Source organism: Caulobacter sp. 17J65-9 (assembly GCF_010975005.1).
Classification (GTDB): domain Bacteria; phylum Pseudomonadota; class Alphaproteobacteria; order Caulobacterales; family Caulobacteraceae; genus 17J80-11.
Genome location: NZ_JAAIVC010000023.1, coordinates 18,402 through 33,786 on the forward strand (window position 1 = coordinate 18,402; position 15,385 = coordinate 33,786).

Below are 15,385 nucleotides of genomic sequence, written 5' to 3' on the forward strand. Positions count from 1 at the left end.
GAACCGGCGATTTGAGCGGAAGCCGCGCGCTCAACTGCCTGATGGCATGATCACCCAGACCAACGTCATGGTGGCCCTCGCCGGGATCGGGTTGGGGTGTCGGGTGGTGGGCAGCGAGCGGTCCTCGCCCGCGAACTCGCCGCTGTCGCGCACCTGGAGCGTGCTGCGACGCTTCGCCTACGGCCTGCTCGACGAAACGCTCGCGCAGACCGGCGGCGCCGCCGACTGGCTGCGCGCCAACACCTTCGCCCGCCGGGTCCGCGTGATCCCGAACGCGATCACCCTGCCGGTGCCGGACAATTCGCCGACGCTCGATCCGGCGGCCGTCTGCCCCGCGGGCCCGGTCGTGCTGGGCGTCGGCCGCCTGGCGCCCGTGAAGCGCTTCGAACTGCTGGTCGAGGCCTTCGCCCAGGCCGCGCCCGCCCATCCGGACTGGACCCTGGTCCTGCTGGGCGAAGGCCCGGAGCGCGACCGCCTCGAGCGCCTGGTGGCCGACCACGGCCTGGCCGGGCGCATCCTGCTGCCCGGGCGGGCCGGCAACATGACGGCCTGGTACCAGCGCGCCTCGCTGCTGGCGCTGACCTCCTGGCACGAGGGCTTCCCCAACGTGCTGCTCGAAGCCATGGCGCACGGCGTGCCCGTGGCCTCGGTCGACTGCCCCGACGGCCCTCGCGCCATCGTCCGCGACGGCGTCGACGGCTTGCTGGTGAGCCCGCCCGAGGCGGACGCGTTCGGCCGCGCGCTCGGCGGCCTCATGGGCGACGACGTCCGGCGGGCCCGGATGAGCGACGCGGCCCGGGAGGTGCTGGACCGGTTCTCGGAGCATGCGGTGATGCAGCTGTGGGACGAGGCGATCGGCCTGAGAGACGCCCCGTGACCGCGCCGCGCCCGCGCCTGCTGTTCGCCATTCCGACCCTGCGGCCCGGAGGCGCCGAGCGCGCCTTCTCGACCCTGGTCGCCAACCTCGACACCGAGCGGTTCGACGTCCGGCTGGCGGTGTTCGACACCGCCGGCGCGAGCTTCCTGCAGGACGTGCCGGCGGCGGTGGAAGTCGTGGACCTGGGCTCGCCGCGCATCCGTCAGGGCGTGGCGCCCTTCGTCCGTTTGGTCCGCCGGCTGCGGCCCGACGCCGTGGTCTCGACCCTCGAGCACCTGAACCAGGCGCTGTGCGTCAGCCGCCCCGCCTGGCCGCGGACGACTAGGCACGTCGTGCGCCTGGCCAACGTCATGCAGCTCGCCTCGCCCGTCTCGCGGGCGGCGGTGCGCGCGCTCTATCCCTTCGCCGACGGCCTGATCTTCCAGTCGCAGGCCATGCGCGCGGCCTACGAGACGCGCCTGAGCCTGCGCCACGCCCGCGCGGCGGTGATCGAAAACCCGCTGGCGGTCGAGCGCATCCGCCAGCGTGCGGCCGACGAAGCCGTCGTCCCCGGCTATCGGTCCGACGCGATCAACCTGCTGGCCATCGGCCGCTACGAGCCGGTGAAGGGCTTCGACTTGCTGGCCGAGGCGCTCGCCCGCACGCCGGCCGCAGTCACCCTGACCATCCTGGGCGACGGCCCGGACCGGGCGCAGTTCGAGGCCCAGATCGCCCGGCTCGGAATCGGTGGCCGCGTGCGCCTGGCCGGCTATCACGCCAATCCGTACCCGTTCGTCGCCCAGGCCGACGCCCTGGTGCTGTCGTCGCGCTCGGAGGGGTTTCCCAACGTGGTGCTGGAGGCTCTGGCGCTCGGCACGCCCGTGGTGGCCACGCCGGTGGCGGGCCTGGAGAGCTTCCTCGCCGGCGTTCCTCACTGCCAGGTCGCGCGCGACATCAGCGCGGAAGCTCTGGCCGAGGCGTTGAGCCGGTTCGTGTCGACGCCACGCGGGCGCACGCCTTCCGACGTCGTCGCGCCGTTCGAGGCGTCGGCCGTCGCGCGCCGGTGGGAGGCCTACCTGCTGGACGTGATCGCGGCCTGAGCGCGGGCAACTCCGGCGCCGTCGACGCGTTGGCGGAGGATGACCGATCCCGACCCGCCCAAGCCGCCGCCGGTCGAAGAGCCCGACCGCCAGCCGACGGAGACGCCGCCGACCGGCCCCGGCCAGACGCCCGATCCGCCGCCGGTGGACGACCCGCACCCGCCCGGTCCCGTCCAGGATCCCGTCGACGATCCCTTCCAGATGTAGCGCCCTCGACCGCGCTCGCCCCCGAGGCCTGCGACCGCTAGCCGCAGCCTTGCAATTCCGGTATGACAGCGCTGTCATCGGGGGCGTTCATGTACATCCAGCCAGCTTCCAGCCGGGTCGGAACGGCGGCCGCGCGCGACCAGCACCTGGTGCTGTTCGGGGCCGGCGGCGACCTGGCCACGCGCATGCTGTGGCCCTCGCTGTTCTTCCTGGATCTGGACGGGCTGCTGCCCGCGAGCCTGAAGCTGACCGGCGTATCGCGCGAGGAGCTGGGGCTTGAGGCCTTCCGCAACCGCCTGCGCGCCGAGCTGGTCGCCCATCCGCGCACCCAGGCCGGCATTGGGGCCGAGGCCGCCTGGACCCGCTTCGCCGAGCGGCTGGACTACCGGCGCCTGGACATCACCCAGGCCTCCGACATGGCGCGCCTAAACGAGATGGTCGCGCCGGGCGCGGACCTGCTGTTCTACATGGCCACCTCGCCCTCCCTGTTCGGGCCGGCCTGCCAGGCGCTGCAGGGGGCGGGCCTGGCGGGCGAGCGCTCGCGCGTGGTGCTGGAGAAGCCGATCGGCCGCGACCTGGCCAGCTGCCGGGCGGTGCACGAGGCCGTAGGCAGCGTGTTCGCCGAGGACCAGGTCCTGCGCATCGACCACTATCTGGGCAAGGAGACGGTCCAGAACCTGATCGCGCTCCGCTTCGCCAACCGCCTGTTCGAGCCGCTGTGGAACAACCTCAGCATCGACCACGTGCAGATCACCATCGCCGAGACCCAAGGCGTGGGCGAGCGCTGGCCCTATTACGACGAGTACGGGGCGCTGCGGGACATGCTGCAGAACCACCTGCTGCAGCTGCTCTGCCTGGTGGCCATGGAGCCGCCGTCCGACCTCGATCCGGAGGCCGTGCGGGCCGAGAAGGTGAAGGTGCTGAAGAGCCTGCGCCCGATCGGCCGGGCCCAGGTCGCCGAAGACACCGTGCGCGGCCAGTACACGTTCGGCGTGGTCGAGGGCCGCGCGGCCTCCGCCTACACCGAGGAGCGCGGCGCGGTCAGCGACACCGAGACCTACGTCGCCGTGCGCTGCGAGATCGACAACTGGCGCTGGGCCGGCGTGCCGTTCTTCCTGCGCACCGGCAAGCGGCTGGGCGAGCGGCGCACCGAGATCGTCATCCAGTTCAAGAGCGTGCCGCACTCCATCTTCGCCGGCGAAGGCCGCGGCGACCTGGGCCCCAACCGGCTGGTCATCCGCCTGCAGCCGGAGGAGGACATCAGCCTGCACCTCATGCACAAGACGCCGGGCCTGACGCGCGACGGCATGCGCCTGGCCTCGGTGCCGCTCAGCCTGTCGAAGGGCGCGGGCGCGGTGGACCGGCGCATCGCCTACGAGCGGCTGCTGCTGGACGCGCTGGACGGCAACTCGACCCTGTTCGTCGGCCGCGCCGAGGTGGAGCGCGCCTGGGAGTGGGTGGACGGCGTGGCCCAGGGCTGGCGCGAGGGCCGGGTGCCGGTGCGCCCCTATGCGGCCGGTTCGTGGGGCCCGGCGGGCGCCCACGCCCTGACCGAACGCAGCGGCCGCCACTGGCACGAGTGATTGGGGCACGAGTGAAACGACAACGACTGCGCTCCACGTCGGGCGCGGCGCACGGGAGGGAGTGATGGGGTTTCTGTTCGGCGGCCGCGCCAAGGGCGGCGGCCTCGCTTTGGTGGGCGACATCGGCGGCACCAACGCCCGCTTCGGCCTGGTCGACCTTTCGGCCGCGCGGCCGGAGGTGAGCGACGCCACCGGCTACCAGTGCCGCGACTTCGCCTCGGCGGCCGACGCCGTGCGGACCTACCTGCGCGAGCGGGGCGTCAAGCGCGTCCCGGCCGCCGCCGCCATCGCCGTGGCCGGCCCGGTCGAGAACGGCGCCATCCGCTTCACCAACAACGACTGGTCGCTGTCGGAAGCCGGCCTGCGCGAGATGGGCTTCGGCGCCGCGCGGCTGCTGAACGACTACGCCGCCCTGGCGCTCGCCGCCCCGCTGCTGCAGGGCGAGGACGTGCGCCGCATCGGCGCGCCCGACGCCGAGCCCGGGAACCGCACTATCGCCGTGCTCGGCCCGGGCACCGGCTTCGGCGTATCGGCCGTGGCGCGCGACGACCGGGGCGAGGCGATCCTGGCCACCGAGGGCGGCCACATCGCCTTCGCGCCGGTCGACGAAGTCGAGATCGAGGTGCTGCGCCGGCTGGCGGCCAAGTACGGCCGGGTGTCGGTCGAGCGCATCCTGTCCGGCCCCGGCATCGTCGACCTGCACCGCGCCCTGCTGGCTGTCGACGGGCGCGAGTCCGTGCTGGCCGACCCGGCCGAGATCACCCGGCGCGCGCTGTCCGGCGATCCGGAATGCCGGCGCACCCTCGAGCGGTTCTGCGCCATACTGGGGAGCGTGGCCGGCGACTTCGCCCTGGCCTACGGGGCGCGCGGCGGGGTCTACGTCGCCGGCGGCATTCCGCCGATCGTCATCGACGTTCTGGCCTCGAGCGCCTTCCGCAAACGGTTCGAGGACAAGGGCCGCTTCGCCGCCTACCTGGCCCAGATTCCGACCCGCGTGATCCTGCGCCCGCACGCCGCCCTGCTGGGCGCCGCGGACGCGGCCCGGAGCCTCGTCGGCGCCGGCTAAGCCTTGCGTAGCTTTGTTGACAGCGTTGTCAGGCGTCCATAGCGTCGCCGTTAGATGAAGAGGTCCGGCCGACCGGACCCGGGGGAAACAAGATGGAATACGCAGGCGCTCCGGCGACCGGCGGCCAGTCCGGCAAGGGCGTGGCCTGGCTGGTGCCTTTCGTGGTCATGCTCTTCTTCGCGTGGGGCTTCGCCACGGTGTTGATCGACACCCTGATCCCCAAGCTGAAGGGCCTGTTCGCGCTCTCCTACGCCGAGGTGATGCTGACCCAGTTCTGCTTCTTCGCGGCGTATTTCATCATGTCGGTGCCGGCCGGCTTCATTCTCAGCAAGCTCGGCTACATCCGCTCGGTGGTGGTCGGCCTGGTGGTGACGGCGGCGGGCTGCCTGATGTTCGCCCCGGCGGCGCGGATGGGCGTCTACGAAGGCTTCCTGCTGGCCCTGTTCATCATGGCCTCGGGCATCACCCTGCTGCAGGTCGCGGCCAACCCGCTGATGGCGCTGCTGGGCAAGCCGGAGTCCTCGCACCCGCGCCTGACCTTCGCCCAGGCGTTCAATTCGCTCGGCACCTTCCTCGGCCCGAAGGTCGGCGCCGCGCTGATCCTGGCCGGCGGCGTCGTCGCCCTGCCCGACGCCAGCAAGATGGCCCCCGAAGCGCTGGCTGCGCTGCGCGTCAAGGAAGCCGCCGCCACCCAGACCCCGTTCCTGATGATCGCCGCGGGCCTGGCCGTACTGGCCCTGGTGTTCTGGTTCGCGCGCCGCACCACCGCCGTGCCGAAGCCCGGCAAGGCCGTGGGCCTGGGCGAGACCCTGGCCCTGCTCGGCAACAACCGCGTGGCGCTGGGGGCCCTGTCGATCTTCATCTACGTCGGAGCCGAGGTGTCGATCGGCAGCCTGATGGCCAACTACCTGATGTCGGCCGACACGGTCGGCTTCACCGCCGAAAAGGCCGGCGAGACGGTCGCCCTCTACTGGGGCGGCGCCATGATCGGCCGCTTCGTCGGCGGATTCCTGCTGTGGCTGACCAAGAAGCCGGGCGGGCTGCTCAGCCTGTTCGCGCTGGGCGCGGCGGGCCTGGCGGCGACCTCGGCCTTCAGCACCGGCGCCGCGGCCGCCTACACCATCGTGGCGGTCGGCCTGTTCAACTCGATCATGTTCCCGACCATCTTCACCCTGGCCATCGAAGGCCAGGCCGAGAAGACCCCGCAGGCCTCGGGCCTGGTGTGCATGGCCATCGTCGGCGGCGCGATCATCCCGCTGGCGACCGGCGCCCTGGCCGACCAGTACGGCCTGCACCTGGCCCTGCTGCTCCCGGCGGTCTGCTACCTGTGGATCGCCGTCTACGGCCGCGTCGCCAGCCGCCCGGCGCCGGTCTCGGCCGTCGCCGCGCCGCTGCCGGCTCAGTGAGCTTGGCGGTTCAGCCGCACGGCTGATAAGCCTTGAGACGACGAGCGGGCCCGCTTCGCACACGCGCAGCGGGCCCGTTTCGTGAGAGGGGGACTTTCGTGGCGTCGGTCACCATCATCGAAGTCGCCGAGCGGGCGGGCGTGTCGATCAAGACCGTCTCGCGCGTGCTGAACCGCGAGCCGAACGTGCGCGAGGAGACCCGCGAGCGGGTGATGGCGGCTGTCCACGCGCTGGACTATCAGCCCAGCCTCTCGGCCCGCAGCCTCGCCGGCGCGCGCTCCTTCCTGATCGGGCTGCTGTTCGACAACCCGAGCCCGGCCTATGTCAGCGACATCCAACTGGGCGCGGTCTCGCGCTGCCGCGAGAGCGGCTACCACCTGACCATCGAGCCGGTCGACGCCGGCAGCCCCGACCTGGAACGGGTGGTCCGCCAGATCGTCTCCACCCTGCGCCTGGACGGCGTGATCCTGACCCCGCCGGTCTGCGACGACGAGCGGGTGCTGGACGTGCTGGAGAAGAGCGGCACGCCCTATGTCCGCGTCGCCCCGGACCGCCAGCCCGACCGCGCCGCGCGCGTGGGCATGGACGACTGGCGCGCGGCCTTCGAGATGACCCGGCGGCTGATCGAGCTGGGCCACAAGGACATCGGCTTCATCCAGGGCCACCCGAACCACGGCGCCTCGCACCTGCGCCACGAGGGCTATCTGGCGGCGCTGTCCTCGCACGGCCTGACGCCGCGGCCGGGGCGGGTGAAGCAGGGCTGGTTCGACTTCCAGTCGGGCTTCACGTGCGCTGAGGAGCTGCTGGCCGACGCCGATGATCGGCCCAGCGCGATCTTCGCCTCGAACGACGACATGGCGCTGGGGGTGATGGCCGCGGCGGGCCGCCTGCGCATCGGCGTGCCGGAGCAGCTGTCGATCGCCGGCTTCGACGACACGCCCGCCGCCCTCACCGTATGGCCGCAGCTGACCACCGTCGCCCAGCCGATCTTCCAGATGGCCGCGGCCGCCTGCGACCTGATCATCTCTGGCGAGGCGCGCGAGGGCGCGGCCCCGGCCCGGCTGCTGGACTTCAAGGTGATCGAGCGGGGGTCGACGGCGGGGCGGTAGGCCCCAGATCCTCCCCCGAGCGAAGCGGTGGGGGAGGGGGACCGCGAAGCGGTGGAGGGGGCTCCAGCTTGGCGCCCCGTTGACGCCGGTTGCGACGGACAGGTCGCGCTCCGCTGGAGCCCCCCACGGCGGCTTGCGCCGCCTGCTCCCCCCAGCGCTCCGCTCGGGGGGAGATCTTGATGCGCCGCCCTCGCCTACTTCGCCCCGTACCGCGCCTTCACCGGGGCGTAGCTGTCCCACACTACGCCGTCGCTGACCGAGCGCAGCAGCTTGACGTATTCGGCGTGCGACCAGGCCAGCGGGGTGGCCGAGTTCGTCCCCTCGCCCAGGGCCTCGGCGTGCGAGGTGGGGTGGCCGACCCCGTCCCAGACCTGCTCGGACAGCATCAGCCCGTCGTTGGCGAAGGCCTCCATGCCGGCCACGTAGGTCTTGCGGATCCGCGCGATGGCCGCGGCGTCGGGCGCGCCGTTCAGGCCGGCGGCGGCCAGCTCGTAATGGCCGCGCTCGCCGGTGAAGATCGGCCACACGCGGCCGCGCTGGCCGGCGTGCATCTGGCCGCCGGCGCCGTAGTTGGCGCCGTTGGCCGTGTCCTCGCCGTAGCCGTCCGTGCCGTAGCGGCGCCAGCCCGGATAGGTCTGGCCGTCGAGGCGGAAGTCGTAGTGGACGCGCGAAACGTCCTCGCGGCCCTGGTCGTCCAGCTCCGGCAGGGTGGCCAGCACGTGCGGGTCGTCGGCCCGGCGCACGCCGTAGCGCACCAGCTCCAGGAAGCCGGCGTCTAACACCTTGTCGGCGGTCGGCTCGCCCTGGCCGTTGCGCACCTCGATGGTGCTGGGGCGGCTGGCGTCCTCGGTCCGGTTGATGCGCAGGTAGTAGCGCCCGTCGCCGAGCGCCCCGGCGGTGGTGAACAGCCGGGCCTCAAGCTTGGCGGAATAGTCGTCGGCGGCCTTGCGGTAGCGCGCGGCCGAGGCCGGGTCGCCCGCCTGGTCGGCGATGTCGGCGGCGACGGTCAGGCCGGCGATGACCGCGGCCGTGGTCGAGGGCGAGTGGCCCGGCTGCTCCTCCCAGCGCTCCTGCTGGGTGAAGGGCGGGACGATGGTCTCATGGTTCCAGTCGATGTCGACCTTGCCGCCGTCGACCAGGAAGTCGGCCGCGGGCTTCAGCATGGAGCGGTAGGAGGCCGTCACGTCGCCCTCGGGCAGCCAGCCCAGCTTCCAGAGCTTCCAGCCCAGCATGATCGGCATGGCCGTCTGGTCCAGCTGGACGCCCACCCACTCCGGCGTGCCGTCGACCTCGGCCTTCTGCAGGAACCAGCCGCCCGCGCCGCCGCGGTACTTGGGCGTGTTCGGCCCGACCTGGACGCGCGGCAGGTAGCGGAAGGAGGCCAGCGGGGTCTGCCGGTCGCCGAGCGCGGCCAGCGCCATGGCGCACTGGTAGAAGTCGCGCGGCCAGACCGCCTTGTAGCCGGTCGACGGGTTCTCGGCCGAGACCGTGTCGCCCCACGGGTTGGACAGCGACGCGATCAGGGCGCCGGCGTAGGTGCGGTCCTCCTGGACCTTCAGGGCCAGGGCGCTGGCCTGGACCAGCTTGCCGCCGTCGGTCGACGCCTCGCGCAGGCGCGGCAGCTCGGTCAGCGAGGCGAGGTAGTCTTCCCAGCCGACCCGGTCACCCTCGCCGTTGAAGCGGGCCAGCACCTCGGCGTAGCCGGTCTTCAGCGAGCCGTCGGCGGAGGCCGCGCTGGCGCTAGCGTCCGGGCCGAAGCCGATGGCGAAGTCGAAGGTCTGCTCGCCGCGCTTCACGGTCGGCAGTTGGCCGGTCAGCATGATCGCGCCGCGCGCCGCGCCGGTGGTGGCGTAGGCGTTGTCCATCTTCCCGTCGGCGAGATCGGTCAGGCCGTCGGAGGCGCCCATCCAGCCGACGCTGGCCTTGGTGAAGGGACGGGAGGGCTTCAGCGTCAGGAACACGCCGCCGTCGTTCGCCGTCAGCCAGCCGACGTTGGCGCCGCCGGCGTCGTTACCGCCGGTGTTGGCCATGTGCGGCTCCAGCAGCAGGTAGGGCGTGGCGCTTCCCTTCAGGGCGCGCACGGTCACCCGCAGGAACAGGCTCTGGCGGTCCGGGTCGGTGAAGATCCGCTTCTCGATCTCGAAGCGGCCCTGCTTGTCGGTGGTGGTGATCCTGTAGGCCGGCGACAGCGGCCGGCCGGCCGCGTCGACGTGCAGGAACTCGGTCTTCGAGGTGGTGTCGACGCCTTCGACAGCCAGGCCCGTCGGGGTCATCACCGCGAAGCGCAGTTGCTTGATCTGCGCCTGGTGGATCAGGCCGTACATGGTCTCGGTCAGCACGCCGTCGGCGATCGAGTACCAGACCTTGGAGACGGTCCCGGTCGGGCCGCCGTCCTTGTAGGCCCCGTCGACATAGGCCTCGTAGGACGCGCCCACCCCGGTCTTGGCGGCGTAGGCCCAGGTGGTCGGCGCCTGCGGCGCCGGCGGGACCGTGCCGGTGGCGGCCAGGGCGGGCGAGCCGAGCGCGGCGGCCGCGGTCAGGGCGGCGGCGGAAACGGAGAGACGGCGCATCAGGACCTCGCTGAGCTTCAGCCGTAGCAGGCGGAAGTGCTTCGTTGGAAAAATCAATTCGTCACCCTCGGGCTCGTCCCGAGGGCCCATCGTTCAGCCGCAGCACCGCCCGCAGTTTCAGGCGCAGCGCCCCACCACCGACGTCGCGCGTCGGCGCCATGGGCCCTCGGGACGAGCCCGAGGGTGACGGTTGAATTGCTGACCGCATGCGACGCCCCCTCGGCTCCTCGTCACCGCACCGGCACGAAGCGGATGGCCTGGCCGCCGCCGGGGGCGAGGTTCAGGGTCAGGGTGTCGGCGCTGGTGACCGTGCGCTCCTCGACGACGATGTCCTCGCGGGCGGTCTTCCAGTTGGCGTTCGGGCCGTCGCGGTAGATCTGTGCCTTGTACTTGCGGCCCGGGTCGAGGAAGCCCAGCGGCGCGTCGAGCACCCGGCCGTTCTCGTCGGTGATCGCGCCCAGGTACCAGGCGTCGCTGTGGCGGTCCTTGCGCACGATGGTGACGAAGTCGCCGACCTCGCCGTTCAGCACGCGGGTGTCGGCCCAGTCGGTCGGCACGTCCTTGATGAACTGGAACGGCTTGGGGTTGGCCTCGTAGTTCTCCAGCAGGTCGGCGGCCATCTGGATCGGGCTGTAGATCACCACGTAGAGCGCCAGCTGCTTGGCCCAGGTGGTGGGCACGCCGTCGGGCGAGCGGGTCTTCATGCCGAAGATGCCCGGGGTGAAGTCCATCGGCCCGGCCAGGAGGCGGGTGAACACCAGGTTGGTCTCGTGCTCGGGCGGATTACCGGGCTGGCCCCAGGCGTTGTACTCCTGGCCGCGCGCGCCCTCGCGCGAGATCCAGTTGGGATAGGTGCGCCTGAGGCCCGTATCCTTGATCGGCTCGTGCGGATTGATGGCGATGTGGCGCTCCGCCGCCTCGGTCACGACCCGCAGGTGGTGGCGGGCCATGGCCTGGCTTTCGTGCCAGGCGAAGTGGACCAGGCCGTCGTCGCCCATGACCTGGGCGCCGCGGGCGTCGGCGACATAGCCGGTCTTGACCGTGTCGATCCCCAGGCGCGCGTCGAGGTCCAGCGCGTCTTCCAGCTGGCTTTCGTAGACCGCCGCGTTGCCGCCGGTCTCGTGGTGGCCGATCAGGCGCACGCCCTTGGATCTGGCGTAGGCGGCCACGCGCTCGAGGTCGAAATCGGGCGCCGGCCTGGTGAAGCTGAAATCCTGGCCGGCGCCGAACCAGTCGCCGTCCCAGCCCTGGTTCCAGCCTTCGATCAGCACGCCGCCGAAGCCGTTCTTCGCGGCGAAGTCGATGTGGCGGATGGCGTTCTCGGTGGTGGCGCCGTGCTTCGGCCCGGTCGACCAGGTCGACCTGTCGAGGTGCATCTCCCACCAGATGCCGACGTACTTGGTCGGCTTGAACCAGGAGACGTCGCCCAGCTTGTTGGGCTCGTTCAGGTTCAGGATCAGGTCGGACATGACCAGGCCGCCGGCGCTGTCGGCGATCTGCATCGTCCGCCACGGCGTCGGGAACGGCGCCTCGCGCACCACCTTGGCGGCGTCGAGGCCCGGCGTCAGGGCGGCCTTGAAGCGGCGCCCCTCCACCCGGGTCAGGTTCATGCCGGCGTAGTCGACCAGCGCCGCCTCGTGGAAGGCGATGTGGAGGCCTGCGTCCGTGCGCACGGTCATCGGGGTCTGGGCGGCGCCGACCTGGTCGATGGCGGTGCGGTTGTAGAGGTACTCCTCGCGGTTCCACTCCCCGGCCGGGATCCACCAGGCCGTGCCGGCGTCGGCGAGGTTGAACTCGGTCAGCTCCTCGGCGATGCGCACGGACTTCAGCGACGGCTGGTCGGGGAACTCGTAACGGAAGCCCAGGCCGTCGTCGTAGAGGCGGAACACCACGTCCAGGCGGCGCTTGAGGCCGCCGCGCTCGGCCAGGTTCACGCGCAGCTCGGTGTAGCGGTCGCGCACGAAGCGGCGCTCGCCCCACGGCTGCTCCCAGATGGTGTCGGACGAGCGCGTGCTCTGGCCGACCACCGCGAAGTTGCGCTCCAGCTTCGGCGCGTCGACCAACAGGAAGCCCAGCCGCGACGGCTGGATCACCGGCTTGCCGTAGCGCGCGACCGTGTAGCTGGGCCGGCCGTCGCCGTCGGTGGTGAGCTCGACGCTGAGCACGGCGCCGGGCGAGGCGGCGTGAGCGGGGGCGCTGGATTGGGCGAGGCTCGGCGTCGACACGAGCAGTAACGCGCCCACCAGGGCGAAGAGCCGGAGCATGTGCAGTCCCCCCATGCGCCCCCCTGCCGGCCGAAACCGGCGGAAGATCGCGTTTGCAATATTTTGCAAAGCCGCGACCGAGGTGTCAACGCAGGGTTTTCCAGTCGCAAAAGGCGGAAAAACGCCAATTCACTCTTATGGATAACCATGTGCGGCAACAGATCGCACGCCATGCCGCTGCAAGCGTTGCAATTTTGCAATTGCCGTTTGTGAAAAACTTGCAATAGTTTGCGGCAGACGGCCGGAACTGCAGCGCGAGATTGCGCCCGGTCGCAAGGGGGGAACATGACAGCGAGTTTCAAGCGTAACCGCGCGCGCCTAATGGGCGGCGCGGCCACCAGCCTGGTGCTGTTGCTGGCGGGGGCCGGCGTGGCTCAGGCCCAGGACGCGTCCGAAGCGTCCAACGTCGACGAAGTGGTCGTCACCGGCATCCGCGCGGGCATCGAAAGCTCGATCGCGGTGAAGAAGAAAGAGTCCTCGATCGTCGAGGTCGTCTCCGCCGAAGACATCGGCAAGCTGCCGGACGTGTCGATCGCCGAGTCGATCGGCCGCCTGCCGGGCCTGGCGCTGCAGCGCCTCGACGGTCGCGGCCAGGTGCTGAGCATCCGCGGCCTGGCCCCGGACTTCTCGACCGCGCTGCTGAACGGCCGCGAGCAGGTCACCACCGGCAACAACCGCGGCGTCGAGTTCGACCAGTATCCGTCCGAGCTGCTGAGCTCGGTCGTGGTCTACAAGACCCCGGACGCCGCCCTGCTGGGCCAGGGCCTGGCCGGCACCGCCGACATGCGCACCGTGCGCCCGCTGGAATACGGCAAGCGCGCCATCGCGGCCGGCTACCGCTACGAGTGGAACGACATCGGCGCCCTGGCCGCCGGCTCGACCGACAAGGGCCAGCGCTACAGCGTCTCCTACATCGACCAGTACTTCGACGGTAAGCTGGGCCTGGCGCTCGGCTACTCGCACATCAATACGCCGTATCAATCCGAGCGCTGGAACGCCTGGGGCTATCCGAACGCCGACGCGAACAACGTGGTGATCGGCGGCGCCAAGCCGTACGTGATGTCGGGCGAGCTGGAACGCGACAGCGTCATGGGCACGCTGGAGATCAAGCCGGACGCCCGCGCCACCCACACCATCGACGTCTTCTATTCCGAGTTCAGCGACACCCAGAACCTCAAGGGCATCGAGTTCCCGCTCTACTGGTCGTCGGCGTCCCTGGCCCCGGGCTACACCACCGACAACGGCATGGTGACCGAAGGCACCTTCACCGGCGTCGGCGCGGTGGTCCGCAACGACATGAACACCCGCGACGCCACCCTGGCCTCGGTCGGCTGGAACACCACCGCGCAGATGGGAGACCACTGGACCGCGGTCGTCGACCTGAGCCTGTCCAAGGTCGACCGCACGGACATGGTCCTGGAGAGCTACTCCGGCACCGGCCGTCCGGGCGTCGGCGCGACCGCCACCATCGACTTCAACATGATGGACGACGGCCGGGCGATGTTCTCCTCGAACATCAACTACGCCGACCCGAACCTGATCAAGCTGACCATGCCGCAGGGCTGGGGCTCGAACTCGGCCCTGCCAGGCGGCCAGGACGGCTACCTGAACATGCCCTCGACCGAGGACAAGCTCTGGGCCGCCCGCGTCAGCGCCAAGCGCGAGCTGGAGAACGACTGGTTCGACAGCGTCGAGTTCGGCCTGAACTTGACCGATCGCACCAAGACCCTCGACAACGAGGAGTGGTTCCTGAAGGTCGCCGGCCACCCGGCCAGCGTGCCGATCCCGGCCAGCGCCATCACCGGCACCACCGCGCTCGACTTCATCGGCATCCCCGGCATGGTCAGCTACGACCCGATGGCGCTGATCAACAGCGGCGTCTACAGCCGGGTCGCCAACCCGAACGCCGACGTGGCCGTGAAGAGCTGGCGCGTCGACGAAAAGGTCTCGGTCGCCTTCGTCAAGGCGGACATCGACGCCATGGTCGGCGGGGTCCCGGTGACCGGCAACATCGGCCTGCAGATGGTCAACACCGACCAGAGCTCCGACGCGCTGGGCGCGATCGGCTCGCCTGGCCCCGGCGGCTCCATCTACACCCGTCCGCTGTCGGGCGGCGACGAGTACACCAACTTCCTGCCGAGCCTGAACCTGACGTTCGCCCTGCCGAACGAGCAGCTGCTGCGCTTCGGCGCCGCCCGGACCATGGCGCGCGCGCGCATGGACCAGATGCGCGCCAGCGTTCAGTTCAACTACGACCAGGGCAAGGCGACGAGCACGTCCCTCGCCAACTCGCCGTGGAGCGCCAACGGCGGCAACCCGGAACTGAAGCCGTGGCTCGCCGACTCGATCGACGTCTCCTACGAGAAGTACTTCGGGCGTAAGGCCTACGTTTCGGCGGCGGCCTACTACAAGGACCTGAAGACCTACGTCTACGACCGCTCGGAGCTCTACGACTTCAGCGGCGTCGCCTACACCGGGCCGACCCCGCCGACGCTCCACGAGGGCTACCTGACCACGCCGCAAAACGGCGAAGGCGGGAAGATCTACGGCCTGGAGCTGACCGCCTCGGTGCCGTTCGGCATGTTCGCCGAGATCCTCGACGGCTTCGGCGTCAGCGGCAGCGCCTCGTTCACCGAAAGCTCGATCAAGCCGAACCCGGGCGACCCGGCGACGCCGATCCCGGGCCTGTCGGACACCGTGATCAACACGACGATCTACTACGAGAAGAACGGCTTCGAGGCCCGGATCAGCGACCGCTACCGGTCGAAGTTCCTGGGCGAGGTGTCGGGCTTCGGCAACGGCCGGACCCAGCGCTTCGTGGACGCCGAATCCGTGATCGACGCCCAGATCGGCTACCGCTTCGGCGAGGGCCCGATGGAAGGCCTGTCGGTCCTGTTCCAGGCCAACAACCTGACCGACGAGCCGTTCACCACCTACCAGAACAACGACTCGCGCCAGGTCACCGACTTCCAGCGCTACGGCCGCACCTACATGCTGGGCGTGAACTACCGCTTCTAAGTCCAGTCCGCGTTCGGGCCCCCCAGCCGGTCGATTCCGGCCGGGGGGCCCTTTTCGTCCGCGGCTTTCGCGCCAGCGGGCCCCGCGCAAGGGCCCGCTCGCCCGCAAGCCGGCGTCAAACGCCGCGATCGGGAGGGAGCTATGGTGAAGTCCTACACCTGGCGCACGGCCGCGAGCGCGGCCCTGGCCGCCGCCCTGCTGGCCTC

At 70.9% G+C, this 15,385-nt stretch carries 10 protein-coding genes; 8 read left to right on the forward strand and 2 right to left on the reverse strand.

Going from position 1 to position 15,385, the window contains the following annotated elements:
• The first annotated feature begins 46 nt into the window (after positions 1-46).
• From G3573_RS06215 to G3573_RS06245, 7 genes are all read left to right on the forward strand, one after another.
• Entirely contained in the window at positions 47-877 is an 831-nt protein-coding gene (locus G3573_RS06215; RefSeq protein WP_163260183.1) for a glycosyltransferase, read from the forward strand.
• Positions 874-1,956: a glycosyltransferase gene (locus tag G3573_RS06220; protein WP_163260185.1), complete on the forward strand. Its 1,083-nt coding sequence runs from the start codon at positions 874-876 to the stop codon at positions 1,954-1,956. Before G3573_RS06215 ends, G3573_RS06220 begins: the two co-directional genes overlap by 4 nt.
• Before the next feature lie 39 nt (positions 1,957-1,995).
• Positions 1,996-2,163, forward strand: coding sequence for a hypothetical protein (locus G3573_RS06225; RefSeq protein WP_163260187.1), 168 nt, complete (start codon positions 1,996-1,998; stop codon positions 2,161-2,163).
• 89 nt (positions 2,164-2,252) lie between these two features.
• On the forward strand, positions 2,253-3,746 hold the full coding sequence (gene zwf / locus G3573_RS06230) for a glucose-6-phosphate dehydrogenase (RefSeq protein ID WP_163260190.1): 1,494 nt from the start codon (positions 2,253-2,255) through the stop codon (positions 3,744-3,746).
• A gap of 64 nt (positions 3,747-3,810) precedes the next feature.
• Positions 3,811-4,812 (forward strand): glucokinase, encoded by a 1,002-nt coding sequence (gene glk / locus G3573_RS06235; RefSeq protein WP_163260192.1) that lies wholly within the window; start codon positions 3,811-3,813, stop codon positions 4,810-4,812.
• 92 nt (positions 4,813-4,904) lie between these two features.
• Complete coding sequence (locus G3573_RS06240; protein WP_163260193.1) at positions 4,905-6,218, forward strand: sugar MFS transporter; 1,314 nt, start codon at positions 4,905-4,907, stop codon at positions 6,216-6,218.
• Between the two features lie 98 nt (positions 6,219-6,316).
• The gene (locus tag G3573_RS06245; protein WP_163260195.1) at positions 6,317-7,327 is read left to right on the forward strand and encodes a LacI family DNA-binding transcriptional regulator; all 1,011 of its coding nucleotides are present in this window, start codon (positions 6,317-6,319) and stop codon (positions 7,325-7,327) included.
• 194 nt (positions 7,328-7,521) lie between these two features.
• Here the strand turns inward: G3573_RS06245 and G3573_RS06250 are convergent, their stop codons facing one another.
• Complete coding sequence (locus G3573_RS06250; RefSeq protein WP_163260197.1) at positions 7,522-9,897, reverse strand: glucan 1,4-alpha-glucosidase; 2,376 nt, start codon at positions 9,895-9,897, stop codon at positions 7,522-7,524.
• 230 nt (positions 9,898-10,127) lie between these two features.
• Positions 10,128-12,161 (reverse strand): glycoside hydrolase family 97 protein, encoded by a 2,034-nt coding sequence (locus tag G3573_RS06255; RefSeq protein WP_240454541.1) that lies wholly within the window; start codon positions 12,159-12,161, stop codon positions 10,128-10,130.
• A 285-nt stretch (positions 12,162-12,446) separates the two neighbouring features.
• Between G3573_RS06255 and G3573_RS06260 the strand changes: the two genes are divergently transcribed.
• The gene (locus tag G3573_RS06260; RefSeq protein WP_163260201.1) at positions 12,447-15,179 is read left to right on the forward strand and encodes a TonB-dependent receptor; all 2,733 of its coding nucleotides are present in this window, start codon (positions 12,447-12,449) and stop codon (positions 15,177-15,179) included.
• Positions 15,180-15,385 lie beyond the last annotated feature (206 nt).

What these genes read in the sequence shown, in the direction of transcription:
- G3573_RS06260 (WP_163260201.1), top strand. Translation starts at nt 12,447, where the DNA reads ATGACAGCGAGTTTCAAGCGTAACCGCGCGCGCCTAATGGGCGGCGCG.
- G3573_RS06240 (WP_163260193.1), top strand. Translation starts at nt 4,905, where the DNA reads ATGGAATACGCAGGCGCTCCGGCGACCGGCGGCCAGTCCGGCAAGGGC.
- G3573_RS06225 (WP_163260187.1), top strand. Translation starts at nt 1,996, where the DNA reads ATGACCGATCCCGACCCGCCCAAGCCGCCGCCGGTCGAAGAGCCCGAC.
- G3573_RS06215 (WP_163260183.1), top strand. Translation starts at nt 47, where the DNA reads ATGATCACCCAGACCAACGTCATGGTGGCCCTCGCCGGGATCGGGTTG.
- G3573_RS06250 (WP_163260197.1), bottom strand. Translation starts at nt 9,897, where the DNA reads ATGCGCCGTCTCTCCGTTTCCGCCGCCGCCCTGACCGCGGCCGCCGCG.
- glk (WP_163260192.1), top strand. Translation starts at nt 3,811, where the DNA reads ATGGGGTTTCTGTTCGGCGGCCGCGCCAAGGGCGGCGGCCTCGCTTTG.
- G3573_RS06255 (WP_240454541.1), bottom strand. Translation starts at nt 12,161, where the DNA reads ATGCTCCGGCTCTTCGCCCTGGTGGGCGCGTTACTGCTCGTGTCGACG.
- zwf (WP_163260190.1), top strand. Translation starts at nt 2,253, where the DNA reads ATGTACATCCAGCCAGCTTCCAGCCGGGTCGGAACGGCGGCCGCGCGC.